This window comes from Nonomuraea sp. NPDC059023 (assembly GCF_042740095.1).
In the GTDB taxonomy this organism is placed as follows: Bacteria; Actinomycetota; Actinomycetes; order Streptosporangiales; family Streptosporangiaceae; genus Nonomuraea.
In genome coordinates, this window is the sequence record NZ_JBHYIO010000027.1 from 74,839 (window position 1) to 100,145 (window position 25,307).

General features: G+C 70.5%; 19 protein-coding genes. 6 read left to right on the forward strand and 13 right to left on the reverse strand.

Annotation, left to right across the window (positions count from 1 at the left end; translation table 11 throughout):
* Positions 1-107 precede the first annotated feature (107 nt).
* The 3 genes from ACFWYW_RS37520 to ACFWYW_RS37530 form a co-directional block, all read right to left on the reverse strand.
* Complete coding sequence (locus ACFWYW_RS37520) at positions 108-641, reverse strand: DUF1062 domain-containing protein (protein ID WP_379623837.1); 534 nt, start codon at positions 639-641, stop codon at positions 108-110.
* A gap of 191 nt (positions 642-832) precedes the next feature.
* Positions 833-1,909: an ABC transporter substrate-binding protein gene (locus tag ACFWYW_RS37525; RefSeq protein WP_379623835.1), complete on the reverse strand. Its 1,077-nt coding sequence runs from the start codon at positions 1,907-1,909 to the stop codon at positions 833-835.
* A 52-nt stretch (positions 1,910-1,961) separates the two neighbouring features.
* Positions 1,962-6,095: an amino acid adenylation domain-containing protein gene (locus tag ACFWYW_RS37530; RefSeq protein ID WP_379623833.1), complete on the reverse strand. Its 4,134-nt coding sequence runs from the start codon at positions 6,093-6,095 to the stop codon at positions 1,962-1,964.
* A 147-nt stretch (positions 6,096-6,242) separates the two neighbouring features.
* On the opposite strand from ACFWYW_RS37530, the gene ACFWYW_RS37535 reads away from it, so the two are divergent.
* A complete protein-coding gene (locus ACFWYW_RS37535) occupies positions 6,243-7,799 on the forward strand; it encodes a condensation domain-containing protein (protein ID WP_379641187.1) in 1,557 nt (518 codons plus the stop codon).
* Here the strand turns inward: ACFWYW_RS37535 and ACFWYW_RS37540 are convergent.
* The 6 genes from ACFWYW_RS37540 to ACFWYW_RS37565 are packed head-to-tail and all read right to left on the reverse strand — an operon-like array spanning position 7,775 to position 17,510.
* Positions 7,775-9,223 carry a hypothetical protein gene (locus ACFWYW_RS37540; RefSeq protein ID WP_379623829.1) on the reverse strand — a complete coding sequence of 483 codons (1,449 nt, stop codon included), beginning with the start codon at positions 9,221-9,223 and terminating at the stop codon, positions 7,775-7,777. The genes ACFWYW_RS37535 and ACFWYW_RS37540 overlap by 25 nt on opposite strands.
* A gap of 49 nt (positions 9,224-9,272) precedes the next feature.
* Entirely contained in the window at positions 9,273-13,112 is a 3,840-nt protein-coding gene (locus tag ACFWYW_RS37545) for an alpha-L-arabinofuranosidase C-terminal domain-containing protein (protein ID WP_379623827.1), read from the reverse strand.
* 9 nt (positions 13,113-13,121) lie between these two features.
* Positions 13,122-13,901, reverse strand: a complete 780-nt coding sequence (locus tag ACFWYW_RS37550; protein ID WP_379623825.1) for a carbohydrate ABC transporter permease — start codon at positions 13,899-13,901, stop codon at positions 13,122-13,124.
* Positions 13,902-13,924: 23 nt separating this feature from the next.
* Entirely contained in the window at positions 13,925-14,791 is an 867-nt protein-coding gene (locus ACFWYW_RS37555; RefSeq protein ID WP_379623823.1) for a carbohydrate ABC transporter permease, read from the reverse strand.
* Positions 14,788-16,026 (reverse strand): ABC transporter substrate-binding protein, encoded by a 1,239-nt coding sequence (locus ACFWYW_RS37560; RefSeq protein ID WP_379623822.1) that lies wholly within the window; start codon positions 16,024-16,026, stop codon positions 14,788-14,790. The genes ACFWYW_RS37555 and ACFWYW_RS37560 overlap by 4 nt, the downstream gene beginning before the upstream one ends.
* Positions 16,023-17,510 carry an alpha-N-arabinofuranosidase gene (locus ACFWYW_RS37565; protein ID WP_379623821.1) on the reverse strand — a complete coding sequence of 496 codons (1,488 nt, stop codon included), beginning with the start codon at positions 17,508-17,510 and terminating at the stop codon, positions 16,023-16,025. The genes ACFWYW_RS37560 and ACFWYW_RS37565 overlap by 4 nt, the downstream gene beginning before the upstream one ends.
* Before the next feature lie 78 nt (positions 17,511-17,588).
* Here ACFWYW_RS37565 and ACFWYW_RS37570 point away from each other — a divergent pair, with 78 nt between their 5' ends.
* Positions 17,589-18,602: a LacI family DNA-binding transcriptional regulator gene (locus ACFWYW_RS37570; protein WP_379623819.1), complete on the forward strand. Its 1,014-nt coding sequence runs from the start codon at positions 17,589-17,591 to the stop codon at positions 18,600-18,602.
* Between the two features lie 84 nt (positions 18,603-18,686).
* Here the strand turns inward: ACFWYW_RS37570 and ACFWYW_RS37575 are convergent, their stop codons facing one another.
* Complete coding sequence (locus ACFWYW_RS37575) at positions 18,687-19,856, reverse strand: serine hydrolase domain-containing protein (RefSeq protein WP_379623817.1); 1,170 nt, start codon at positions 19,854-19,856, stop codon at positions 18,687-18,689.
* A 249-nt stretch (positions 19,857-20,105) separates the two neighbouring features.
* Between ACFWYW_RS37575 and ACFWYW_RS37580 the strand changes: the two genes are divergently transcribed.
* Entirely contained in the window at positions 20,106-20,870 is a 765-nt protein-coding gene (locus tag ACFWYW_RS37580) for a MarR family transcriptional regulator (RefSeq protein ID WP_379623815.1), read from the forward strand.
* Here the strand turns inward: ACFWYW_RS37580 and ACFWYW_RS37585 are convergent.
* Both ACFWYW_RS37585 and ACFWYW_RS37590 read right to left on the reverse strand, forming a co-directional pair.
* Complete coding sequence (locus ACFWYW_RS37585; RefSeq protein ID WP_379623813.1) at positions 20,861-21,295, reverse strand: hypothetical protein; 435 nt, start codon at positions 21,293-21,295, stop codon at positions 20,861-20,863. The genes ACFWYW_RS37580 and ACFWYW_RS37585 overlap by 10 nt on opposite strands.
* Before the next feature lie 107 nt (positions 21,296-21,402).
* Complete coding sequence (locus ACFWYW_RS37590) at positions 21,403-22,221, reverse strand: class I SAM-dependent methyltransferase (protein WP_379623811.1); 819 nt, start codon at positions 22,219-22,221, stop codon at positions 21,403-21,405.
* A gap of 61 nt (positions 22,222-22,282) precedes the next feature.
* Between ACFWYW_RS37590 and ACFWYW_RS37595 the strand changes: the two genes are divergently transcribed.
* From ACFWYW_RS37595 to ACFWYW_RS37605, 3 genes are all read left to right on the forward strand, one after another.
* Positions 22,283-22,765 carry a GbsR/MarR family transcriptional regulator gene (locus tag ACFWYW_RS37595; RefSeq protein WP_379623809.1) on the forward strand — a complete coding sequence of 161 codons (483 nt, stop codon included), beginning with the start codon at positions 22,283-22,285 and terminating at the stop codon, positions 22,763-22,765.
* Between the two features lie 114 nt (positions 22,766-22,879).
* Positions 22,880-23,458 carry an RICIN domain-containing protein gene (locus tag ACFWYW_RS37600; RefSeq protein ID WP_379623807.1) on the forward strand — a complete coding sequence of 193 codons (579 nt, stop codon included), beginning with the start codon at positions 22,880-22,882 and terminating at the stop codon, positions 23,456-23,458.
* A 92-nt stretch (positions 23,459-23,550) separates the two neighbouring features.
* Positions 23,551-23,943: a hypothetical protein gene (locus ACFWYW_RS37605; RefSeq protein ID WP_379623805.1), complete on the forward strand. Its 393-nt coding sequence runs from the start codon at positions 23,551-23,553 to the stop codon at positions 23,941-23,943.
* Positions 23,944-24,198: 255 nt separating this feature from the next.
* Here the strand turns inward: ACFWYW_RS37605 and ACFWYW_RS37610 are convergent, their stop codons facing one another.
* Positions 24,199-25,233: a M4 family metallopeptidase gene (locus ACFWYW_RS37610; protein ID WP_379623803.1), complete on the reverse strand. Its 1,035-nt coding sequence runs from the start codon at positions 25,231-25,233 to the stop codon at positions 24,199-24,201.
* Between the last annotated feature and the right edge of the window lie 74 nt (positions 25,234-25,307).

The following is a 25,307-nucleotide window of genomic DNA, read 5'->3' on the forward strand; positions in this document are numbered from 1 at the left end:
CCCGCCCCTTTTCTTCCCCCCCCCCCCCCCCCCGGGGGCCCCGCGCCCCAGCCCCCCGCCCCGCCCTCCCCCCCCCGCGGGGGGGTGCGCCCCCCGCACGGTGCCGGTCAGTCCGCCGGTAGGACGATGAACGAGAAGTCTGTATTTATCCGTCGGACGAGGGATATTTCGGATTTTATGCGGTGCGCGGTCTCCCCCCGGCTGATGCCCAGCCCCTGGGCGATCAGCCTGCCGGGCCGGACGGGAACCGGATCGGCGAAGGACACCTCCACCTTCACCGGCCAGCATGGATCCGGCGGCTCCGGCGGCGTGATGAGACGCCAGGCGTCCGTCCAGTCCAGGGTGAAGCGGTTGCGCCGGGCGAGGAGCGGGTCGAGCAACCAGCGCGCGACCAGCCCGGAATCGTTGTTCTCGTAGGCCTGGAGGTCCGCGACCGAACGGGCCGGAGTCCGCTCGTGCACGGTGAGCTTGCCGGTCCGGTCGCAGGCGACGCAGCGGACCAGCAGCCAGACGTCGAGAAGCTTGCCGTTGGCGTTGACGCGGAACCGGCCCTCGCCCGTGGTGGCGGACGCGGCCCCGCAGCCGACGCAGCGCAGCGTCAGCAGGGGCAGGCGCGTGCGCCGGACGGTCCAGGGCAGCACGACATGATCGATATGAGGTTGTGAAGACATGATCTCTCTGAAGACCTGACGGGCACGCCGAAGCAGCCGGCGGCTGCGCGGCGTCGGGAAGCGGGGTCAGGTCTAAAGAGCGGGCGGGGTCAAGCCGATGTCCTCACGTCGATGGCGTGACCGCACCCTAATGCCGCGGACGCGGCCCGATCAACGAGTTTTCAGCCCGTGCGGAGGATCCGGAAGCGGCCGGGCCGCGCGGGATCCCGGTCGGCGACCTGGATGGGCGGCCAGGCCCACTGCCAGACGCCGATGCCCGGCGTGCGGGAGAACCGGATCGGGCCGCGGGTGCCCTCGACCGCCACGTGCGGCCAGGATTTGGCGATGCCCGGCCGGTCCACGCCCTGGGAACGCAGCACCTCGGCCAGGACCGTGACCGTGTCGTAGCCCTCGAAGGCGACGAAGGACGGCGTCGCGGCCAGCCGTTCGCGAAGGGCGGTCTCGACCCGTGCTCCCAGGGGGCTGAGGCGCTCGGGCAGGTAGCGCAGGAACGGGATCGCGGCGCCGTCGTCACCCAGCAGGCTCGCCCATTCGGCGAACTCCGGCTGCCCGGCCGGAGCGCCGATCAGGATCTCGGACAGTCGCGGGTCGCTGCGGACGGCCCTGACGATCGGCACCGCCGGGTCCGGATGGCCGACCAGGAGCAGGAGGGCGCTCGCGCCGTTGCCGGCGAGTTCGTCGCACACGTCCGCAGGGGTGAGCGTGCTCATGTCGAGGTCGACGACGGTGAGGTGGTCCCGGACGATGGCGGCCCCCGAGGCCCAGTAGACACTCGGCTGGGCGGCCACGGCGATCCGGCTGTGGCCCGCGCCGAGCAGGAAGTCCGCGTAGATCCGCCAGCCGCGCGACTGCGCCGGCGCCAGGCGCGCGACCCAGTCCGTCGGCTGCTCGGTGAGCGCGTCGAGGACCGCCGACGAGCAGAGGTACGGCAGGCCGAGCGCGTCGGCCCTGGCGGCGACGGCACGGGCGACGACGCTGTGGTACTCCCCCGCCAAGGCGGCCACGCCGAGACCGGCCAGTTCGTCCACGGCCGCCGCGGCCTTCGCCGGATCGGCCGCGGTGTCTCTGACCACCAGTTCGAGCGGTCGTCCGCCGATGCCACCGGTGTCGTTGACCTCGCCGGCGGCCAGTTCGAGCCCGGCGAGCAGGTGGCGGCCCGCTTCGGCCCATCCCGGCCGGGTCAGCGGAGCGAGGGCTCCGATCCGGACGGACGACGCGTCGGCAGATGGCGTGTTCATGTGGTGCTGTCTCCTGTGTGACCCGGACCTTGGTACTTCTGAGCTCGCCTATTCAATGCTCATCAGGGCCGGTGACGTCAAGTTCCCCGGCGGCGATCAGGTGGGTGAGCAGGCCGTCCAGGAGGGCGGAGGCGGGCGGGCAGGTCAGGCCGGCCTCCGCCAGGACGCGTTCGGTGCGGGAGCAGTCGAAGCCGGGGCCCTTGGCCTGGCCGTACTCGGTGAAGGAGCGGGGGTAGGCGGCCACGGGGAGGGGTTCGCCGGCCGCCAGCCGCGCGCGTACCTCCGCCCGCCAGTCGGCGCCCGGGACCAGCCGCAGCGGGAGGCCGCGCTCCCGCAGGCCGGCGACGATGTGGGCGGAGCTGAGCGTGTGCGGGTTGTAGTAGTGGAAGTCGCCGGTGGCGCCGCCGCGGGCGAGGTGGATGATCGCCGCCGCCACGTGGTCCACGGGTGTCATGTCGAACCGCTCGCCGTCCGGGACGGTGCCCAGCGTGACGCAGGTGGCGAAGAACCTGCCCAGGAAGTCGCCGGGCGGGCAGGCGCCGGTGGCGGTGTCGCCGCTGATCCTGGCCGGTCGATGGATGCTCACCGGCAGCCCGGCCTCCCGGGCGGCGGCGGCGAGCCGGTCGGCGGCCCACTTGCTCTGGTCGTAGCCGGGGTGCAGCAGGTCAGGGTCGGGCAGCGGGTCGTCCTCGCGCACCACCCGCTCCCCCGGCGCCAGGTGCACGCCGAGCGTCGAGACCAGGTGCACGGGGATCGCGGCCGTGGCGGCCAGGCGGAGGATCTCCAGCGTGCCGCCGACGTTCGCGGGTCGCAGTCCCGTGTACGGCTTGGCGAAGTCCACCAGGCCGCCGCTGTGCACGATGAGGTCGAGGGTCGCGGCCAGGTGGCCGAGCCGCCCGGCGAGTCCTTCCGTCGCCAGGTCACCAGGTTCTGGCACGATCGTGCCGGCCAGCTCGGGTTTCCACAGCCCGTAGCGCTCCAGATTGGCCCGCAGGCGCGCCGCCGGATCGGACCCCCTGACCAGGCAGTGCACGGTGATCCCCGCCGCGGCCAGCCCGGCCAGCAGGTACGCCCCCAGGAACCCGGTGCCCCCGGTCAGCAGCACCCGCCGCGGCGCCGGAATCCGAACCGGGACCCGCGAGACCACCACGTCGTCCGGCAGCACCGCGTCCGCCCGCACGTCAGGCCCGCGCACCGCCTGCCCGTCCAGGCGGGCGGCCAGTTCGGCGAGGTCGGCGGCGGCGAAGAAGACGTCGAGCCCGACCGGCCGCCCGGTGCGCGCGGCGATCCGCCCGGCGGTCTTGGGCGTGAGCAGCGAGTGGCCGCCCAGGTCGAAGAAGTTGTCCCGGCGCCCCACGGGCACGCCGAGCGCCTCCTCCCACACCGCGGCGACGGCCCGCTCGGTGGGGGTGCGCGGGCTCTCGTACGGAACCGCCTCCACCTCGGGCAGCGGCAACGCCCGGTAGTCGATCTTCCCGTGCGGCGTCATGGGCACCGCGTCGAGCATGACCAGGTCGTGCGGCACCATGCCGGCCGGGAGCTTGCCCGCCAGGAAGGTACGCAGTTCGGCCCGGGTGATCCGGTCCCCGGTGAGGTAGGCGACCAGCCGCCCGCGCACCCCGGTGACCACGGCCTCCCGTACGCCTTCGTGAGCCAGGCAGGCCGCCTCGACCTCGGCCGGTTCGACGCGCACGCCGTTGATCTTGAGCTGCCGGTCGTCGCGTCCCAGGAACTCCAGGTTCCCGTCGGCCCGGCGGACGGCCCGGTCCCCGGTGCGGTAGACGCGCTCGCCGCGGAAGGTGACGAAGCGCTCCGCGGTCAGCTCGGGCCGCCCCAGATATCCCTCGGCCAGGCACGGCCCGCCCAGGTACAGCTCGCCGGGCGCCCCGATGGGCGCGAGCGCGCCGTGCCGGTCCAGGACGTACGCCCGCACGTGCGGCAGCGGCCTGCCGATCGGCAGGTGGGTACGCGGGCCGAGCTCCGACCCGTCGACCGTCCGGTACACGGTCGCGCACACGGTCGCCTCGGTGGGGCCGTAGTGGTTGAAGAACGACAGGCGGCCGCCGGTGAGCCGGGCCCAGGTGCGCAGCCGGTCCACGGGCACGCTCTCGCCGCCGACCATGACGGTGCTCAGCGGCCCCGGGTCCACCGAGTCCAGGCCGGCCAGGTCGTCCACCCACTGCCGCCAGAGCGCGGTGGGCGTGTCCACCATCGTGATGCCGTGCCGCGCGCACAGCTCCAGCGCCTCCGGTCCGCTCAGCGCGAAGGGCGAGGGGTGCAGCACGATGGCGGCGCCGCTGAGCAGGGCCGGGTACAGGTCGCCGGCCGAGGCGTCGAAGCTGAGCGGCGGCACCATGAGCACCCGCTGGCCGGGGCCGAATCCGTGCAGGTCGATGAAGGCCCGCGCGAGCCGTACGACGGTGTCGTGCGCCACGACGACACCCTTGGGCGCGCCGGTGGAGCCCGAGGTGTAGATCACGTAGGCGGGGCCGCCGGACGGCTCGCCCTGGGGTGCGGGCAGGTCGCGCACCGACGTGCCGATCGCGACCACGGCGCCGCAGTCGGCCATGAGCGCGGCCAGCCGGTCGGCGGGCTGACCGGGGTCGAGGGGCACGTAGGTAGCGCCGGCTTTGAGGGTGCCGAGCAGCGCGACGATCGCCTCGGGGCTCGCCTTGAGGCACACGGCCACCCTCGCGCCCGGCCGTACGCCTCGCTCGCGCAGGTCCCCGGCCAGTTCGCCCGCGCGGGCGTCCAGCTCCGCGTAGGTGAGCACGTCGCCGGGCGTGATCACCGCGGGCGCCTGGGGTGTACGGCGGGCCTGCGCGGCGATCAGCTCCTCCAGCCGGGGCGTCGGCCCGGCCACGGGCGCGCCGGAGCCCAGCAGCACCGCCTGTTCCTGCGCCGGGAGCATGTCCAGCTCGCTCAGCCTGGCCTCCGGACGGGCGGGCATCTCCCGCAGCAGCCGTTCCAGATGCGCAGCCAGGCGGGCGACGGACCCGGCGTCGAAGCGCTCCGTGCTGTAGGTGATCACCAGTTTGAGCGCGTCCGGGCCGGCGACCACGTCCAGGGCCAGGTCGAACGTGGCCCGCTCCGGCCCCGTCCCCACCATCTCGCCGACCAGCTCGCCCAGCCGCAGCGGCTGCTCGCCGACGAGCCCGAGCATGAGCATGGTCTGGAAGATCGGCGTCCGTGCGGGATCGCGGCCCACGCCGAGATCACCGACGACCTGCTCGAAGGGCACCGCGGCGTTGGAGAACCCGCGCAGCAGCCGCCCGCGCACCCGCTTGAGCAGCTCGCCGACGGTCGGGTCGCCGTCCAGCGTGGCGCGGACGGCCAGAGTGTTGATGAACAGGCCGAAGACGTTCTCGAACTCCTCGCGGTCCCGTCCGGCGACCGGCGTGCCGACGCAGAAGTCCTCCTGGCCGGTGTGGCGCATGAGCAGGGTCTGGTAGGCGGCCATCACCACCATGAACGGCGTGCACCGCCGGGCCCTGGCCAGTTCGGCGACGCCGTTCCAGACCTCGACCGGCATCGTGTGGACGAGCTTGGCGCCCGCGGTGCTCCTGACCGCCGCCCGCGGCCGGTCGGCCGCCAGTTCCAGCACGGGCGCCCCGTCGAGCTCGGCCCGCCAGAACGCGCGCTGCTCCTCGTGCTCCTGCCCCCGCCGCGTCGCGGCGTAGTCCCGGTACGGCGGCGCCTCCCGCGCCGGCGGCGCCTCGCGACCCGCGGCGAAGGCGGTGTAGAGCTCGTCGAGCTGCGGGAACATGACACGTTCCACCGACCAGGCGTCCCCGATGAGGTGGTGCATGGTCATGACCAGCACCTGGTCGGCTGGAGCCAGCCGCAGGAGCGAAGCCCGGAACAAGGGCCCCCGGGCGAGGTCGAAGGAGGCGTCGGCTCGGGCGGAGATCAGTCCGGCGAGCCCGGCCTCGTCCGTCTCGACGACCTCCAGGTCAACCGGTACGGCCGGCCGTACCTCCGCCATGGGGGTCTCGCCCACCTCCGGGAAGACGGTGCGCAGCGACTCGTGCCGGGCGGCGAGTTCGCCGAGGGCGCGGGTGAGGGCGGTGACGTCGAGCGGGCCCCTTAATCGGGCCGCGACCACCATCGTGTAGCTGGAGTCGCCGCCGGCCAGGCGGTCCAGGAACCACATCCGCTCTTGCGCGGGTGACAGGGTGGCGAACATCGTGGCCGATACTCCCTTTGCGGGTGCTGCGTTCTGACCCCGGACCTGACAAATTTTCTTATAGGAAAGTTTCCTATTTGTTTGTTAGCGTGATGCTACACAGCTCCAGTGGACGTGGACAATGGACGGGCTCCGTTGAATCTGATCGTGCACTTCGATGGCCTGCCGGACCGGCAGGGCGCGCTGACCATGGGCCAAGCGAACATGGCGCGCTGCGTGCTCCGGGATCCTCCCGAGCACATGAACTTCCTGATGATCAAGCGCGTGCCACGGCGGACCGGTCTCGACCGGATCGCCGAGGCCACCCTCGCGCTGCTGTCCCGGCACGAGGGCCTGCGCACGACCTTCACCGCCGGCACGCAGCACGTGCACGGCAAGGGCGCGCTGCAGGTCGTGGTCGTCCCCGACCACGGCGGTCCGCCGATGCGGGCCGCCGAGGAGACCGGCGCCCTCCTGCGCGCCCCGCGCTTCGACCTCGAAGGCGAGTTCCCGCTGCGTATGGCGGTGATCTGCACGGAGGCCGAGCCACGCCTGGCGGTCTTCGTGCTCCCGCACACCGCCGTGGACGCCATCAGCCTCGCCCACCTGCTGCGCGAATGGGAGACGCTCCTGCACGGCCGGCCGTTGCCCGGCCCCGAACCGACCCAGCCCATCGACCTGGCCGACAGTGAACGCACCCCGGCGGCGCTGCGCCGCGCCGAGGCCGCAGTCGAACACTGGCGTACCGGCCTGGCCAGGTCGCCGCAGACGATGTTCCCGATCGCCTTCGACACCGAGCACGCCATGGTGGCGCGGCTGCGCGTCCGCTCGGCCGCCGTCATGGCCTGCCTGGAACGTGCCGCCGTCAGGACCGGGGCCAGCCCCTCGATGATCGTGATGGCCGCACTCGGCACCCTCGTCGGCCACCGTACGGCCCAGCCGACCTGCCTGCTGGCCTCCCTGTCGAGCAACCGCGCCCATCCCCGGCTGCGTACGCACATCGGCCCGCTGGCCCAGGACGCCCTGGTCGTGACCGATCTGCGCGCCGCGACCTTCGACGAGCTGATCGCCCGCTTCCGGGTGGCCGCGCTCGCCGGGTACCAGCGCAGCCGCTTCGACTCCGAGGCGCTGTGGGAGGCGATCCACGCCATGGACGCCGAACGCGGCACCCGGTACGCCAGGGACTGCGTCTTCAACGACATGAGCGCCCAGGTGCCGCCCGGCGACGACGAGGACCCGGTCGACGAGCCCGAGCTGACCTGGCTGCCCGAGGCGGCGCTGCCGGCCAACCTCTCGCTCTGGATCAACCGGCTCGACACCGTGCTCGACCTGACCCTGTGGGTCAACCCCGCGGCGCTGTCCGTGGACGAGGCCGAGGTGTTCGGGGCGGGGCTGGTCAGACTGCTGACGGCGGCGGGCGATCGGGTGGTGGACGTCGCCGAGATCGGGGCGGTCACCGGGGTGGCGGCCATGCCGTACGGGCCGGAGTGGGTGCGTTCCGGCACCTCGTGGGTGCGGCCGGAAGCCGTCCGGCGGCTGGTCGAGCGCGCGGTGCCCGGCGGTACGGCGAGCGTCACGCTCGGCGAGGACGGCACGTTCACCTGCCGCCTCGTCACCGGCACGGCCATCACCCCGGGCCAGGCGCACCGGGCCTGTCTGGACCTGCTGCCGAGCCATCCGGACGCGGTCGCCCCCCGCCGCTACGTCATCGAGCCCCGGGAGTGAGGGGCCGGAGGCCTGGGCAACGCCGCGATCGCCCCGGCGAGCACCGGCAGCCCGACGGCCAGAGCGGCGATCGCCCACCAGGGAGTCCCGAAGGACACCCGTAGCAGGATGTCGTACTCGTCGTTGGATGTGGTCATCGGCCAGGCCAGCAACCATCCGATGCCACACCCGGCGACGGCACCCGGCACCGCTCCGCAGAGCGCGCTCCATCCCGTGCGCCCCGCGGCGAACCACCGCAGCGTCGCCACCGACCCGCCGCCGGCTCTCAGCAGCGTCCGCCCGGACCGGGTTCCGATGCCCGCCCGGCCACCCGCGACCAGCGCCCCGCCGAGCGCGACGACAACCGCCCCCGCGACCACGCCCATCCATGCGACCGGCGCCTGATACCCAAGCTCAAGATAGGTGTACGCGCCGTCGACCAAGCGCCCATGGATGCGCTCTAGTTCGGCGGCCGTCGTCCGGTGTCGGGAGGGGTCGACGATCAGCGACTCCGCCTCCAGGGAGAGGCCCAGGTCCCGGATGACCGTCGTCGGGATGAAGACCTCGTTAACCTGCCGATCGGGAGACTTGACGGCGATCGCCGGCACGGACTTGGTGCGATCCCCGGCCGCCAGGTCGTCGGTGGGCAAGGAGTAGTGGACCGTCAGCGTGTCGACCTTGATGTCATGGGAAGTGACGACCACAGCCGTTCCCTCGTCGAACGGTGTCGCGAGGTTCCCGGTGAGGTAGCGCAGGAGCGCCTGGTCACCGAAGAAGCCAGCCGGAACCACCCCTTCTACATCCGGCAGGTCCACGCCCTCGACGTCAAGGCTGAAGTCCGTCCAATGGGTTAGTTTGTCTCTCCGCACGACGGAGTCCGCGGGCACTTCTCGCTGAAGGGCCGCCCGCATGACCGCCGCGTCCGCGTTCTGGAGGTTCACGAGGAGAGCGCCGTGCCGGGCCTGGGGCACGTACCAGGCCCGGCCCTGTGCCGACTGGGCGACCACGACACTCGTCACCACGACCGCGCAGGCCGTCAGCACCATCGTGAGCGCGATCGGGGCGGCCGTCCGGTGCCTGCCGAGCGCCACGTCACGGGCGGCCAGCCGGACCACCGGCGACAGCCGGGCGGTGCGCCGCCGCAGGACGTCCAGCAGCCACGGGATGAACGCTCCCAGGCCGGCGAGCATCAACGCCCCGCCGAAGATGGCCGCGACAACCCGCAGAAACGACCAGAAGCTGTCGTAGTACGTGTCGTCCGCCTGCGTCGACCAGGCGATGACGGCCACCGGCACGAGGCCGGCGACCGTCATGGCCGCCCCCCAGAGCAGGAAGCGTGACCTGAGATGTTCTCGCCGGGCCGCTTCCGAGGCGAGGAAGACCGACCCGCACAGCAGTCCCACGAAAACACCCGGTGCCGTCAAGAGGAGGATGCCTAAGATCACCAGCGAATGGTAGGCGCCCCCCGCGGGAAACCGCGAGGGGCGCCGGCGGCTAGGGCGTGAGGCGGACGGGCAAGGGGCTCGCGCCCAGCGCCGACACCTCCACCGCCGTGCGGACGTAGGTGCTGTAGCCGGACGCCGACACCGTCAGGTCGCGGACGCCCGCGGCGGCGGGCAGCCGGTAGTGGCCCGAGGCATCGGTGACCACGCCGGGGCCGCCCGCGGTGACCGTCGCGCCGGCGATCGGGGTGCCGTCGGTCTTGGTCACCCTGCCGACGATCACCGGCGCCGCGACGGCGGGCGCCGCGATGTCGAACGTCAGCACGGTGAACGAGTGCGCCGGGAAGGTGTGGGCGTTCACGCTGGTCGTCGTGGTGGTCGTGGTCTGGATGGCGGTCGGCTGCTGCCAGGTGTTGCGGTCGAGGTAGCCGGGCGAGCCGACCGTCGAGACGGTGGCGGTCGAGCCGACCGTTCCCGCGCCCGCGAGGTTGATCGTCGCCGCCTGCGCGGCCGACGGATCGCGGTTGATGACCGACACGTAGAGCTTGGCGCCGTCCGCCGACCGGGTGGAGGTGACGTCGAGCATCGGCACGCCGTTGCGGGCGGGCAGGTTGCCCATGGCGGGGGCGTTGTACGTGGGACCGGTGACCGTGGTGGGCAGCAGCAGCGGCCCGTGGCGGTCGGCGATCAGCTTCTGCACCAGGTACGTCGGGGTGACGAAGCTGCCCCTGTTGCCCAGCCGGATGGCGCTGCCGTCCCAGAACTCCATGAGGGTCGAGGCCGCGTTCACCTCGTTGACGTCGCTTCTGCGCATGAACAGGTTGAGCAGCCCGGCCTCCTGCAGCGCGCCCTCCAGGCTCCTGGACCTGCGGTGCTCCTCGTTGAAGTACATGGCGTTGTGCTCGGTCACCGCGATCTTGATGTCGCGGCTGGTGCCGTTGAGGATCGTGTTGGTGACCGTCGCCATGCGGTCGCCGATCACCGCGGGCGCGCCGACGGAGGCGGCGTAGACGGCCGCGCTGTCGTAGGCCTGCGGCAGGGGCTGCGGGCTGTAGTAGTGGATCGACAGGTGGTCGAGCTTGGATCCCGCGTTGGCGATCATCGTGGTGTTCCAGCTCTGGTCGTTGTTGGTGCCGTCACCGCCCTCACCGATGAAGGTGATCGTGGCGTCCTTGGCGGCCATCGCGTCGCGGAAGGTCACGTAGCTGGCGGCGAAGGCCGCCGCGCTGGTGTGACCGGGCGTCCAGGAGCCCCACACCTCGTTCCCGATCTCCCACGTTCTCACGTTGTACGGCGCGCGCCCCCGTTTGGCGCCCCAGGTGGTTCCGGCGGCGCCGTTGGTGTACTCGACCCAGTTGGCCGCCGTCGCCCCGGTCCCCTGGCCCCAGTTGACGTTGAGCACCACGGGGATGTTCAGCGCCTCGGCCAGGCCGAGCACCTCGTCGGTGCCGACGTCGTTGGTCATCCACCCGGCCTCCCACTGCCCGTAGTACATGGGCGGGCGCTGGTCGCGGGGGCCGATGCCGTCGCTGAAGGTGTAGCTGTCGGCGATGATCCCGCCGGGCCACCGGATCGAGCCCGGGTTGAGCGCGGCCACCCGGTCGACGAAGTCCTTGCGCCAGCCGCCGTGCACGACCTCGGCCGGGTCCTTGGGCATGACTCCGGCCATGTCGATCCAGAGGGTGCCGGTGCCGGCCGTACCGATGAAGAGCTTGGCGTAGCGGTCGGTGGCCGACGGGGTGAGCGTGACCGTGTGCTTGGACCACGAGGTCCCGACGCCGGTGACGTTGGCGGTGGCGTAGGGCGTGTAGCCCGGCGAGTCGCCGGTGTCGGGGCCGAGCGCGAGAGTGACGGGCGCGCTCAGCCCGGTCTGCTTGAGGTAGACGCTGACCTCGTACGCGCGGCCGGCGGTGAGGGCGATGCCGCCCTGGCTGATCCCTCTGCGCCCGCTGGTGTGCTGGACGTCGACGCGCTGGGCGTAGCTGCCGTTGGCAGCGGTGCGCTCGCGCTCGTAGGTGGCCACGTCGGTGTGCCCGTCGGGACGCCAGGCGTTGTCGGTGCGCCACCAGGTCAGGTAGTCCCACTTCGTCACGCTGGTGCCGTAGCCGTAGAGGAAGGCGTGGTACTCGGTGTTCTGCAGGACGGCGGGTTTGGGGAGGCTGTGGACGAGACGGCCGTTGGCGAAGAAGGAGACCGTGTCGCCGACCTCGATGCGCAGGGTGACGGGCAGCGAGATGGCCGGGCCGGTCCACGGGGCGACGCCGTCGCCGAAGACGCGCAGGGTGCCCGCTTCGACCCCGAATTCCAGATATTTCGAGAAATCGCCGCGGCCGGTGCCCGCGTACAGGTTGAGCAGGCCGTTCACTCCGGTGTAGGAGTCGAGCTTGGCCTCGACCGCGTAGTCCTGGACGTCGCTCTCCATGAGCGGCTGGGACATGAGGCCGTAGCGGCTTCCGGCCGCCCCGTTGATCGTCATCTGGCTGTTGGCCGCGCCCGCGCTGCCCCAGCCGCCTTCGAGCGTGGTCGGCGTCCAGGCGCCCGAGACGCCGCCGCCCTCGAAGTGGTTGTCCCAGCGGTCGAGCATGTGCACCTGGCTGACCTTGACCTCGTCCCAGACGGTGGTGGAGGCGCCGAAGCCGTACAGGAAGAGACGGAAGTCCTGGTGGGGGACGTCGGTGCGGGTGGCCAGCTCGTGCACGCGCACGCCGTTGACGAAGAACCTGAACAGTCTGCCGTTGGACCAGTACGGGCTGACCTGCACGCTCAGTGTCGCCGGCAGAGTCACCGCGCCGCCGGTCCAGTTGCCGGTGCCGTCGCTGGTGAAGACCCTGGCCACGCCGCCCTCGACGCCGAACTCCATGAAGCGCTCGAAGCCGCCGGCGCCGCCGTAGACGTTGATGAGGCCGTTCGTGCCCGTGACGCCGTCGAGCCTGGTCTCGATCGTCGTCCAGTCCACGGAGCTGTTGGCGATGGGGTCGGACAGCAGGCCGTAGCGGGACTGCGCGCCGCCGGTCACGGTGGCGCGGCCGCCGCTCACGCTCACGCTGCCGTTGTTCGTGCCCTCCAGGCGGGACGGGGTCCAGCGGGGTGACAGGGCGCTTCCGGAGAAGGAGTCGTAGGTGCCGTCCGGGGTGAGGGCGAGGTAGTCGGCGGTGACCGTGCCGCTCCAGCCGTACAGGAAGGCCCGGTAGTCGCCGGGCAGGCCGGTGAAGCCCGTCAGGGTGTGCACCAGCGTGCCGTTGTGGAAGAAGCGCAACGTCCGCGCGGTGCCGTCGCGGCCGGAGACGTCGACGCGCAGGACCGACGGCGTGGTGGCCGCGCCACCCGTCCAGGTGGGGCGGCCGTCGGCGTGGACCTTCAGCACGCCGCCCTCGATGGCGAACTCGGCGAAGTTCGTGAACGCGCCGGAGCCGCCATAGATGCTGAGGATCGCGTTGGCGCCCGTGGCGGAGACGATCCTCGTCTCCACGCTGACCGTGGCGTACCGGCTGCCGGGGACCGGGTTGGACATGATGCCGAAGCGGCCGGGCTGGGCTGCGGTGACGGCCGCGGCGCCGCCGGAGACGGTGAACGTCCCGGCCGGCGCGCCGTCCAGGCTGGTGGGGGTCCACTTCGAGCGGTCGGCGGTGTCGAAGCCGTCATAGAGGGTACTGCGGGCGGGTTCGGTCTCCAGGGAGCGGTTGGCGACCTTCTCGGCCCAGGCGTTGTTCATGGAGTCGGAGGCCCACTCCATCATCTGGCCGGTGACCGACGGCTGGACGACGCCGATCGGCTTGCTTGCGTCGACGGAGATGACATTGGCGTTGACGTTGGCGGCGGCCTCGGCGGTGGCGCCGGTGAGGGCGATATTTCCGCATAAAAGGGCTAGGCAGGCAAGGACGTGCTTCACCATGCGTGGTACCTACTTCATTCCGGTGGTTGCGATGCCTTCGATGAAGCGCCGCTGGACGAGCAGGAACGCGGCGACCATCGGCAGGAGGGTGAGCACGGCGCCGGCCATCAGCAGGCCGTACTCGATGACGTGCTCGCCCATGAACAGCGCCAGCCCCGCGGGCAGCGTCTGCATGTCGGTCTCGGTGGTGAACACCAGCGGCCAGAGCAGGTCGTTCCAGTTGTACATGAAGTGGAACAGGCCCAGCGTGAGCAGCGCGGGCCCGGACAGCGGCAGAATCACCCTCCGGTAGATGCCGAACTCGGACGAGCCGTCGATGCGGGCGGCCTCGTCGAGCTCGCGCGGGATCGTCAGGAAGTACTGGCGCAGGAAGAAGATGCCGAACGCGTTCGTCGCCCGCGGCACGATGAGCCCCTGGTAGGTGTTGATCCAGTCCATGGAGCTGAGCAGCTGGAACAACGGCACCAGCGTGACCTGCGGCGGGATCATCAGCAGGAGCAGGATCAGGACGAACACCGCGTTCTTGCCGGGGAAGTCCATCCTGGCCAGGGCGTAGGCGGCCAGGGAGTCCAGCAGCAGCGACACCGCCGTCACGCCGCCCGCGAACACGACGGTGTTGAGGAACTGCCGGCCGAAGGGGATCCGCTCCCAGATCTGCGTGTAGTGGTCGGTGGTGAAGCCGCCGGGCAGCAGCGAGGGCGGATAGCGGACGATCGCCGCCTCCGGCGTGATCGACGCCACGACCATCCAGACCAGCGGCAGCAGGACCAGCCCCGCCCCGACCAACAAAGCCCCATATTTCAGGACTCGCACTAGTACCTCACCGCCCGCCGGCTGAAGAAGACGTTCTGCGCCAGCGACAGCACGAACACGATCAGCACCAGCACCCAGGCGATGGCCGAGGCGTAGCCGAACTCGAAGTCCTGCAGGCCCTTGCGGTAGACGAGGTAGACCAGCGACTCGGTGGCGAAGTGCGGCCCGCCGCGGGTCATGACGAAGATCTGGTCGAACACCTGGAGCGCGGCGATCGCGGCGATGATGAAGACGAACATCGTGGTGTGCCCGAGCAGCGGCCAGGTCACCTTGCGGAAGCGCTGCCACGGCCCGGCGCCGTCGATGGTGGCGGCCTCGTAGTACATGCGCGGGATCGTCTGCAGCCCCGCCAGGTACATGACCATGTAGAAGCCGGCGTTCTTCCAGACGCCGACGCCGATCAGGTACCACATGGCCACGTCCGCGTCCCGTACGCCGTCGCCCACGTCGACGCCGAGGCCGCGCAGCCAGTACGTGACCAGCCCGATGTCCGGATCGAGCAGAAACTTCCACGCGATCGCCACCACGCCCAGCGAGACCACGGACGGCAGGAACAGCGCGGAGCGGAAGAACCCGCGCCCCCGGACGTGCCCGTTGAGCAGCAGCGCCAGGCCCAGGGCCAGCGCGACCGCGACGGGTGTGGCGACGACCGCGTAGAACACCGTGTTGCGCAGCGCGACCAGGAAGGCCGGGTCGGCGAGCAGCTTGGTGTAGTTGCCGAGCCCCACGAAGGTCCCGGGGCCGATGGACTTGTCGTAGAAGGAGTCGGCCAGCGACTGGAGCATGGGCCAGACCATGAACACCCCGACCACGATCAGGGTCGGTGCGAGAAAGGCGTACGCGGTCGCCGTACGGCGGGCCCTCATGGGCCGGAAAGCGGCGCGATCGCCTTGGCCGCCTCGTCAAGCGCCGGCTGGACCTGGGCCTTGCCCGTGGTCACCCGCTGGACGGCCGGTTCGAAGATCTCCTCGTAGATCTTGCGGAACTCGGCCTGGCCGGGCAGCAGCACGCGGGCCTTCTCCGAATGGGCCGCGAACTGCGCCACGTACGGGTTGGCCTTGGTGTCCTCGGGGGTGACGTCGGTTCTGACGCCGGGGAAGCCGGAGCCGTTGGACCACGCGATCTGCGACTCCTTGGAGTTCCAGAACGTGAACCACTCCTTGGCCGCCTTCTGCTTGGCCGCGTCGGACTTCGCGTTGAGCACGAAGGAGGAGGCTCCGGCCAGCGTCACCGCTCCGGCGGGTCCCGCCGGGACCATGGCGACGCCGAAGTCCACCCCGGCCTCCTTGAACCCGGTGGTCATCCACGGCCCGGTGATGTTGGTGGCCGCCTTGCCGGTCTGGAAGAGCTTGTCGGCGTCCGCGCCGCCGAGGCCGGTGGGCGAGATCCGGTCCTTGGCGACGAGGTCGCTCCACTGCTGGACCGCCTGCACCGACTGGGGGCTGCTGAGCGAGAGCAGGTCGCCGCCGTTGCCCCACAGCAGGATCGGCCAGACCTGGATCGTCTGGTGGTCGGGCAGCGCGGTGCCGTACTGCTCGGGGCGGCCGTCGCCGTTGGTGTCCTTGGTCAGCTTCTTCAGCGCGGACTGCCACTCCTGCCACGTGGCCGGAGGCTTGGCGGGGTCGAGCCCGGCGTCCTTGAAGAGCTTCTTGTTGTAGTACATGAGGATCGGCGTGAACGTCATGGGCACCGCGTAGTGCTTGCCCTTGAACAGCGTGGCCTCGACGGCGGGTTTGACCAGGCTGGCCGTCCGCTCGGCGGTGAACCAGTCGTCGAGCGGGGCCAGCACGCCCTTGGCCGCGAACCGGCCGATGTGGGCGTCGTCGAAGGCGACGAGGTCGGGGCCGTTGCCGCTGGTGTAGGCGGGCAGCAGCTTCTGGAACAACACATCCCAGGTCATGATGTTCATCTCGACGCGGATGCCGGGATGCGTGTCGTTGAACTTCTTGACCAGCCCTTCCAGCGCGGGGCGGTCGGGGCCGGTGTAGCCGTTCCAGAAGGTGAGCGTGACCGGGGCGCCGGGTGCGCCGGATTTGTCGGTGGATCCGCAGGCGGTCAGCGTGAGTGCGGTGACGACGGCGAGAGCGAGCAGGCGTTTCATGCGGGGTCAGCTCCGGTGAAGGTGAGACGGATCAGGCTCCAGGACGCAGCCGGGAGCAGGGCGCGCAACTGTGCCCCGTCGAGCTGCGCGTTGGCGAGCGGCACGACGGCCGCTTCGGTGGCGTGCGGGTCGGCCCCGGCCTCCAGCAGGTGGGTGTGCGCGAGTCTCAGCCGTCCTAGGGTGCGCAGGTCGGCGGTCAGTTCCAGGGCCTCGTGGGCGCTCCTGTTGACCGCGATCACCGTGACGCCCTCGTCGTCGAGGGTGGCCACGGCGGACAACTGCGCGGCTTCGCCGTACCTCGCCGTGTCGAGCAGCGGCGAGCGCGGCTCCACCCGCAGCACGGTCCCCCGCGCGTGGCGGGCGGTCAGCGCGAACGGGTGGAAGATCGTCTGACGCCAGGCGGGTCCGCCCGGCGTGGTGCGGATGGGCGCGATGATGTTGGCCAGTTGCGCCTGGCAAGCCACGCTCACGCGGTCGGAGTGGCGCAGCAGCGTGATGAGGAAGTCGCCGACCACGACCGCGTCGGCCGCGGTGAAGGTGTCCTCGATGAGCGCGGGCGCCTCCTCGAAGTCGCCCTGCTCACGGCCCTCGTAGCGGGCCTGGTTCCAGACGTTCCACTCGTCGAAGGACAACATCATCTTCTTGGTACGGCGCAGCCGCGCCCGCACGTGGTCGGCGGTCGCGACCACGGAGGAGATGAACCGGTCCATGTCGACCGCCGCGGCGAGGAAGCTGCCGAGGTCACCGTCCTCCTCGTAGTAGGCGTGCAGCGAGATGTAGTCGACCGCGTCGTAGGCGTGCTCCAGCACCGTCGACTCCCACGCCCCGAACGTGGGCATCTGGGAGTTGGAACTGCCGCACAGCACCAGCTCGACCCCCGGATCGACCAGCCGCATGGCCTTGGCGGTCTCGTTGGCCAGCCGGCCGTACTCGGTGGCCGTCTTGTGCCCGATCTGCCACGGGCCGTCCATCTCGTTGCCCAGGCACCACAGCCTGATCCCGTACGGCTCCGCCGCCCCGTGCTTGATCCGCAGGTCGGACAGGTGGGTGCCGCCCGGCAGGTTGGCGTACTCCAGCAGGTCGCAGGCCTCCTGGATGCCCCGGGTGCCCAGGTTGACGGCCATCATCGGCTCGACGCCCGCCCGGTCGGTCCAGGACATGAACTCGTGGAGCCCGAACCGGTTGGTCTCGATCTGCCGCCAGGCCAGGTCGAGCCTGGTCGGGCGGTCGGGGCCGACGCCGTCCTCCCAGCGGTAGCCGGAGACGAAGTTGCCGCCCGGATAGCGCACCACGCTGACGCCCATCTCGCGGGTCAGGTCCAGCACGTCGCCGCGGAAGCCCTCGGGCGTGGCGCTGGGGTGGCCGGGCTCGAAGATCCCCGTGTAGACGCACCTGCCCATGTGCTCCACGAAGGAGCCGAACAGGCGCCGGTTGACGGGGGCGATCTCGAAGGCCGGATCCAGGCTGAGGTGTGCGTCTTCCATGGCAGCCTTTCTACATCGTTGTCTGCAACGTTGTAAACGGCCTATTTCATCGTTGTAAATCGCGATAGAGTGCTCGGCATGCGGCCCAGGCTGAAAGACGTCGCCGAACACGCGGGCGTGTCCATCAAGACCGTCTCCAACGTGGTCAACGGCTACCCCCACGTCAGCCCGGACACCCGGACCCGGGTCGAGGCGGCCATCGCCGAGCTGCGCTACCAGCCCAACCTCTCCGCGCGTAACCTGCGCAGCGGCCGTTCAGGGGTGATCGCGCTGGCCGTACCGGATCTGTCGATCCCCTACTTCTCCGAGCTGGCGACCAAGGTGATCGAGGTGGCCGACCTGCGGGGCTGGACCGTCCTCATCGACCAGACCCAGGGCGAGCGCCGTAAGGAACAACTCGTCATGTCCGGCATCCGGGCGCAGCTCATCGACGGCATGCTGTTCAGCCCCCTCGCCCTCACCCCCGAGGACCTGCGCGCGCGGACCGACCAGACCCCGATGGTCCTGCTGGGCGAGCGCATCGGCGGCGGCACGCTCGACCACATCGCCGTGGACAACGTCGCCGCCGCCCACCTGGCCACCTCGCACCTGGTCGCCCTCGGCCGCCGCCGCATCGCCGCCATCGGCGCCCAGCGCGCCGCCCGCGCGGTCACGGCGGAACAGCGCCTGCGCGGCTTCCGCGGCGCCCTGTCCGACGCGGGCCTGTCCGAGCACGCCGTCGCCGACGTCTCCGACTACCACCGCGCCGACGGCGCGGAGGCCATGGCGCGCCTGCTCGCCGGCGACCCGCCGGACGCCGTCTTCTGCTTCAACGACACCCTCGCCCTGGGCGCGTTGCGCACCCTGCTCTCGCGCGGCCTGCGGGTTCCGCAGGACGTCGCCCTGATCGGCTTCGACGACATCGAGGACGGCCGCTTCTCCACCCCCACCCTGACCACCATCGCACCGGACAAGGCCCACATCGCGGAAACCGCGGTCAACCTCCTGGCCACCCGCCTGTCGGCGGCCGGCGCCGAACCCCCGCAGGACCTCTGCGCCCCGCACCGCCTGATCGTCCGCGAGAGCACGGCCACCGGCCGGCGAGAAGGATGAGCGTTTGCGAGGTGCGGTCCACCCCCGTCGGGTGCGGGTGGTCAGGCCGTCGCAGCCTGACCACCTGGAAGCGATCGCCGAGGGTCAGGACGATCCGGTGGCGCAGAACTCGGCTTCGAGGACGTTGGTGAAGGAGGCCACGGGGTACTTCCAGTCGCCGTTGACGTTCTGCACGAGCATGCGGGCGGCGTCGCGGGTGCCGTAGGCGTATGACCACGAGCCGGGAAGCGCGCCGCCCATGCCCCAGACCGTGGTGCCGCAGGACAGTTTCACCGAGGCCACACCGAAGCCGTACGTGGTGTTGGGGATCCACTTTCCGTCGGGGACCACGTTGGTGGCGAACATCTGGCGATGCTGGGCAGGGGGCAGGAGCCGGCCCTTGAGCAGCGCGGTGAAGAACCGGTCGAGGTCGGCGGCGGTGGAGACGATGTCGCCCGCGGCCCAGCCGGCGGAGGGGTTCAGCTCGGTCACGTCGTAGGTCTTGGTCGCGGACTCCTCGGAGGACAGCATCGAGTAGTGCCGGGCGTGCGGGCCGCGGATCCGCACCTCCTTGCCCGCGGGCACGTACGTGCCGGTCAGGCCGAGGGGACGGGCGATGCGCCGGTGGACCAGTTCGGCGTAGGTCTCGCCGGTCGCCTTCTCGGCGATCATGGCGGCGAGGACGAAGCCGGTGTTGGTGTAGGTCCAGCCCTTGCCTGGCCGGAAGTCGGACGGGTTGGACGTGGCGATCTTGATCAGCTGCTCCGGCTGGTATCGGTCGAAGCGGTGCTTGAGGAAGGCCGGGGTGTACATACGGGTCAGCATCTCTTTGTCGATGAGGTGGTTGAAGATGCCGCTGGTCATGTTGAGCAGTTGCCTGATGGTGGTCAGGCGGCCGTCGTGGCCTTTGCCGCGTAGCAGGCCGGGCAGCCACTTCTCCACCTTGTCGTCCAGGCTGAGCTTGCCTTCGGCCGCCAGTTGCAGCACGACGGTGGCGGTGAAGGTCTTGGTGATGCTGCCGATGCGGAACCGCTCCTGCGGCAGGCGCTTGCGGCCGGTCCGGGTGTCGGCCACGCCCGCCGTACCGAACCAGGTGTCGTCGCCCTCGCGTACCGTCGCGAGGATGCCCGGAAGGCCGGTTTCGGCAATGGCCCGCTCAAGCGCCCGCTGAACTCCGGGGCGGTCGGGGACCTGGTCAGCGCCGGCCGCGGTCGCGGGTGTGGCCATGGCGGCGACCGTGGTGGCGACGAGCAGGCCCAGGCCCGCTCGGGTCATACGCGAATGGGATCTCTTTCCGGCAAAAGTACGCATCTCAACTCCTCGTCTGGGGTCGCAGACACGCTATATCTCGTTCGCGATTCACTCAATGTAAGAAGTCATGACCGCAAGAGAAGCAGCAGCTCAAAGCTCGTAAATCTTTGCAATGAGGCTGAAGTTAATGCACAATCCGATGCTGTTTGCAATGAGCTGCGGGTTAATGCATACTGAGCAGCCACGCCACGGCAGCGAAGGGGAGTCACAGGTATGCCCGGAGACAGGCTGACCCGCCAGGACCGCCAGAACATCGCCGCCGGCCTGGCCGCGGGACTCACCTACTCCACGATCGCCAAGGGCCTGCGACGCCCGGCCTCGACCGTCACCCGCGAGATTCTCCGCAACGGAGGGCCCGCCGGCTACCAGGCCGAGCAGGCACATCAGGCCACCAAGCAGCGTGCCCGGCGGCGTGCGTCAGCCCGATCGGCGCCGTCCCCGGTTCCCCCGGCCGCCGCCGCGCCGGGACGGGCCGCCGAAGCCCTGCGGGACTTCCGGGAGCGGTTCGCCGGACGGGTGGGCGCGACCGGGCTCCCGCCGATGATGAGCAGGGTGCTGGCCTGCCTGTACGCCACCGACACCGGCAGCCTGACCTCTGCCGAACTGGTCCGGCAGTTGCGGGTCAGCCCGGCCTCGATCTCCAAGGCCGTCAACTACCTCGAAAGGCAGGAACTGATCCGCCGTGAACGCGACCCTCGGCGACGGCGCGACCACTACGTCATCGACGAGGACGTCTGGCACCGGGCGCTGCTGGCCAGCGCCCGGGTGAACGCCGAACTGGCCGACATCGCCGAGCAGGGAGCCGCGATCCTCGGCGCCGCCACACCCGGCGGCGCCCGCCTGCGGGACGTGAGCCGGTTCCTCGGCCACATCAACGACGACCTCGTCCGCTCGGTCAACCACTGGCGGCGCACCGCGGACGGGCCGCGAAAGAGAGCCCGCAACCAGCCCGTACCCCACTCCAGAGGTCAGGGGTAGATCGTGTAGGTCTTGGTGTTGTTGCACACGATCGTGCCTGGGAGGCAGCGCTTGGCCCTGATCGTGATCCGGTCGAGGTTGGTGCGGGTCGTGGACCATTTGAAGCTCTTGTGGCCCTTGTTCCGGCCGGCCTCCTTGTACCCGCCATAGATCTCGTCGCCGTTGCTCTTCTTGAAGGAGACCTCGACCACGCTCGTCCAGACGTCCTTCTTGGTGTCCGTCACGCTGCCGCGCGCCTGGCCGTAGCCGTTGCTGCAGAGCTTCAGGACGTAGCTGACGAAGCCGTCCTTCGTGTTCAGCTTGCTCCACTTCTCCTTGCATCCGGCCGAGGAAGCCGTGGCCCCCGTGGCCGGCGCCAGCACGGCGAAGGCCGCAGAGACAGCGACAGCAGTGACGAGCATCTTCGAAGGGGAGGGCTTCGGCATGGAATTCGATCCTTGTCGGTGAACGAGCACGTCGCCATGCTCCGCCTGTGGTCAGAGCACCGCCGATGATGCTAGGCACCGGCGGTATAGCCGCGGTATGTCGTGCCCTAGGAGAACCGGAAGCGGACGATGCGAGTGGAGCGCCTCATACCCGGAAGCAGGGTCATGAGGCGGTACATGCGGCGGATGTTCGCGGGCGCCTTGGCCATCAGCACGGGTGCGTCGTACATCGGCGCCTCGTCGACGTATGCGAGCCGCGGGTGCCAGCCGGCCAGCGCGGCCGGGTCGTTGAAGCCGCAGCGGAACCGGGTGCCGTATTTACGCAGGGTGGGGTCCCATTTCGAGGTCCGCCACGCCCAGACCGGCACCGTGTCGAACTGTATCTGGCCGGTGGGGAAGGCGTCGACGACGCTGGTCAGCAGGTGCCGGACGGCGCTCTCGGTCAGGTACGGCACCAGCCCCTCGGCGATCATCAGCACAGGCCGGCCGCGGGGTGTCCGTTCCAGCCAGGTCAGGTCGGTGACGCTGGAGGCGATCAGGGTGTAGTGCTCGCGCGCTGGCAGGAACCTTTTCCGCAGTTCGATGACGGACGGGTAGTCCAGGTCGTACCAGTCGACGGTGGCGGGCGGGTCGATCCGGTACACCCGGGCGTCGAGGCCGCAGCCCAGGTGCAGCACCACCGCGTCGGGATGGCCGGCCAGGAAGCTCCGGGCCCAGTCGTCGTGAGCCTTGGCCCGCACCACGGCGGCCAGGCCCATCTGGCTGCTGCCGAACGGGCGCTTGTCGTAGTCGGGGTCGAGGCCGCGCATCGCCCGCTCGGCGTACGCGTCGCCGAGGATCGGGTCCGGCAGCCGGTTGTCCAGCGCTTTGGCCCTGAGGACAGGGCTGAGGGTCTTCTGCACTCCGATGAGTTCAGTGTCCTTCACCACTACGATGCTACGCTCATTTCATGAAATTCGTGAACTTTGAAAATATAAGGGAGCTTGGGTGACGAGAGCGGAGAAGGGCGACCTCGCCGGCTTCCGGGAACGGTTCGCGCAGATCATGGTCGAGTACGGCATGCCCCGGATGGCCTCGCGGGTCTACGCCGCGCTGCTGGTCAGCGACTCCGGCAAGCTGTCGGCCGCCGAGCTCGCCGAGCGGCTGGAGGTCGGCGCGCCGGCGATCTCGGGGGCGGTCAAGTATCTGGTGCGGGTGCGGCTGGTCGAACGCGGCCGCGAACCCGGGAGCCGGCACGACTTCTGCCGGATCCACGAGCACACCTGGAGCCACTTCGTCAGCCAGTCCGACCCGATGCTGGCCCGGGTCCAGGCCGGCGCCGAGGAGGGCCTCGCGCTGCTGGGTCCCGACAGCCCCGCCGGGCGGCGCCTGGAGGAGACCCGCCGGTTCTTCGCGTTCGTCCGCGAGGAGATCGACCAGTCGATGGCGAAGTGGTGGCGGCTCCAGGCGGCAGAACGCGAGGCAGAATAACGGCACCCGGACCACGCCGATCGCCCGTGTGCACTTCGACGCAGACACCCCGGACTCTCGCCGCCTATAAATTCCTCCATCACGGGGAAATCATCAGCGAGAGGGTCAACGCACATGCGCACTGCCATGGTCACACTCATCGTCGCGATCGGCCTGGGACTCCTTCCCGGCGTTTCAGCGCACGCGAGAACCGCGCAATTAGCCTATGAAATCGTGCCCAACGCCAACCAGAACTGGACGCTCAATATCGGTGGCAGCAATGGCGACGGGCGGGCCGGTGTCACGGCCGGCGTCTGGTGGCGCTCGCCCGGATCCCTGCCCAACTCCTGGACGCTGACCTTCAAGTTCGGCACCGCGGCGGGCGTCAGCTACTACCAGTGGAAGAACAGGTTCAGCGGCATGTGCCTGGCGTGGGAGTCGAACTCCAGCGTCCGTTTCGCGATCCAGCAGCCGTGCGGCAGTTCCACCCGCCAGCAGTGGGCGTTCATTCAGCAAGGAAATGGCAGCGGCGGATTCCGGGTCTCCAACAGAGCGTCGGACGTGGCCGACAATGTCGTCCCCGGGCAAGGCCGCGTGCTGAAGTTCGTCGCTTCCGGTATCGGCGACACACCTCCGGTCGGGTCCTTCGCCTTTATGGCATTCGCCAGCAACAACGCGCACGAGTTCTGGCACTCCCGGCCCTTCACCATCTGAACCGTTCCAGAGAACGGGATGGCCGGTTTCGGCCACCGCCATCCCATCCGCGGAAATCCGGATAAAGCCGGCCAGGCTGGGAGGGGGCGACCGTGGTGACAGCCGCGTCGGTGGTCACGCCGGCGGTGGTCGTCGTGGCGGCGGTGGTGACCCTGGTGAACGTCCAGGAGTTCAAGCGCGTCGCCGGGCTGAGCTTTCTCGGGCTCGGCGCCGCCGTCCACGCGCTGCTGTGGCCGGCGGACCCGTCGATCGTGTACTGGTGGGCGATCCCGCCGGCCGCGGGCGGCGTTCTGAGGTTTCCGCACCTGGCCGAGCACGACCGGCGCGGCGCCTGGAGCATGGTCGTGGCGGTGAACCGGTACGGGCCGATCATCAGGGGTACCGCGCCGGCCGAACCGTTCTGGCGGGTCTCGGGCTGCTGGCTGGGCTCGCGCCGCTCGGGGCCGTGGTCGCGGCCGGCGCGAATCTCTGGAGCCGCGGTGTAGCCGGAGGGTTGCTCCTCGCCGCTCTGGCGACGCTGCCGTGGTTGCTCGTCGAGCTCACGACCCGGCTCGGCCATACCTTGCCGGCGCCCGTGCGGGTCGCCGCGACGCTGATCCGCATCCCCTTGACCGGCGGCGTCGGCGGTCCGCCGCCCTGCTCCTCACGAGCGCCCTCGGCACCGTGCTCCTCCGGTGACGCCCCGGTTCCGGCTCGGGCGCCGGAACCGGGGCCCGCCTGGTGGTGACCTGCGACCAGGCCTAGCGGGCCGGAGGTGGCGCGCAGGCGGGCTCGGCCGGCTGGGCCGGTACGCTCACCGCGTCCCACGCGGCCTTGACCGTGACGCAGGCCGGGTCGGCCGGGCCGTACAGCTCGATGGCCGACATGACGGAGGCGGTACGGACGTGCACGTAGCGCCAGCCGGACGTCTTGCGCAGGAGGGACTGCATGAAGACCCGTCCCGCCTTGACCAGGCCGATGCCGGTCACCGAGGCCGGGCCGCCGGCGCAGATCGGGCTGGACGGCTTCCCGCCGCCGGGCACGCTGCCCTCGGCCAGCAGGTAGAACCAGTGGCGCATCGGGCCGGAGGCGGCGTGGACCTCGGTGGCCGGGATCTGGGCGCTGTAGCAGTTGGGGTGGCCGTCCAGGCCCGGGTTGTAGGTGTGGCGCAGCGGGCCGCCGCCGATCAGGTCGGATCCTTCGCCGATCACGTAGTCGGGCCGGTCGACGGGGCTGTTCGCGTACCACTCGGTGAGGGTGCCGAAGATGTCGGCGGAGCCCTCGTTGACGCCGCCGTTCTCGTTGCCCGCGCCGGCACCGCCGGGCGTGGTCTGGTAGACGACGTGGCCGTACTGGTGGCCCACCAGGTCCAGCTGGGTCGGGAAGCTCTGGCTGCCGGGGAAGTCGACGGTGGAGCCGGGGACGGACGTGCCCGTCACGATCCGGGCGGGGGCGCCGCGGCCGCTGCCGTTGATGCCGTTGCGGCCCAGCCAGTCGCGCAGCATGTCCCACATGCGCTGCACGCCGTACAGGACGTCGACGCAGGCGGTGACCGTGTCATGGCGCCGTCCGGTGCCGATCGTGGTGCCGACCGGCCCTTTGGCGGGGGTGGTGCCGTTGATACCGCAGGAGATGCCTGGACGTAACGGGTCGCTCAGGATGTAGTACCCGCCGGATTCGGTGACGTCGATCTGGACTGCGCCGTTGTGGTAGCCGAGTCCGGAGGCCGGGACGAAGGTCAGGGCGAGGCTTATGGCCGCCGAGAACGCTGTCGCCGCATAGACAGGAAGCTTCACGATGCTCCTTCCAGGGGCTTGTGGCGTCTGGAGGTTAAGATCCGCCTGACCGGCCGTCAACCCGCCGGAAGGGC

Excerpts from the sequence above, each read along its gene's own strand:
- ACFWYW_RS37565 (WP_379623821.1), bottom strand. The coding sequence starts at position 17,510 with ATGGAAGACGCACACCTCAGCCTGGATCCGGCCTTCGAGATCGCCCCC.
- ACFWYW_RS37580 (WP_379623815.1), top strand. The coding sequence starts at position 20,106 with ATGCCCGGAGACAGGCTGACCCGCCAGGACCGCCAGAACATCGCCGCC.
- ACFWYW_RS37530 (WP_379623833.1), bottom strand. The coding sequence starts at position 6,095 with ATGTTCGCCACCCTGTCACCCGCGCAAGAGCGGATGTGGTTCCTGGAC.
- ACFWYW_RS37570 (WP_379623819.1), top strand. The coding sequence starts at position 17,589 with ATGCGGCCCAGGCTGAAAGACGTCGCCGAACACGCGGGCGTGTCCATC.
- ACFWYW_RS37585 (WP_379623813.1), bottom strand. The coding sequence starts at position 21,295 with ATGCCGAAGCCCTCCCCTTCGAAGATGCTCGTCACTGCTGTCGCTGTC.
- ACFWYW_RS37575 (WP_379623817.1), bottom strand. The coding sequence starts at position 19,856 with ATGACCCGAGCGGGCCTGGGCCTGCTCGTCGCCACCACGGTCGCCGCC.
- ACFWYW_RS37555 (WP_379623823.1), bottom strand. The coding sequence starts at position 14,791 with ATGAGGGCCCGCCGTACGGCGACCGCGTACGCCTTTCTCGCACCGACC.
- ACFWYW_RS37560 (WP_379623822.1), bottom strand. The coding sequence starts at position 16,026 with ATGAAACGCCTGCTCGCTCTCGCCGTCGTCACCGCACTCACGCTGACC.
- ACFWYW_RS37600 (WP_379623807.1), top strand. The coding sequence starts at position 22,880 with ATGCGCACTGCCATGGTCACACTCATCGTCGCGATCGGCCTGGGACTC.
- ACFWYW_RS37525 (WP_379623835.1), bottom strand. The coding sequence starts at position 1,909 with ATGAACACGCCATCTGCCGACGCGTCGTCCGTCCGGATCGGAGCCCTC.
- ACFWYW_RS37545 (WP_379623827.1), bottom strand. The coding sequence starts at position 13,112 with ATGGTGAAGCACGTCCTTGCCTGCCTAGCCCTTTTATGCGGAAATATC.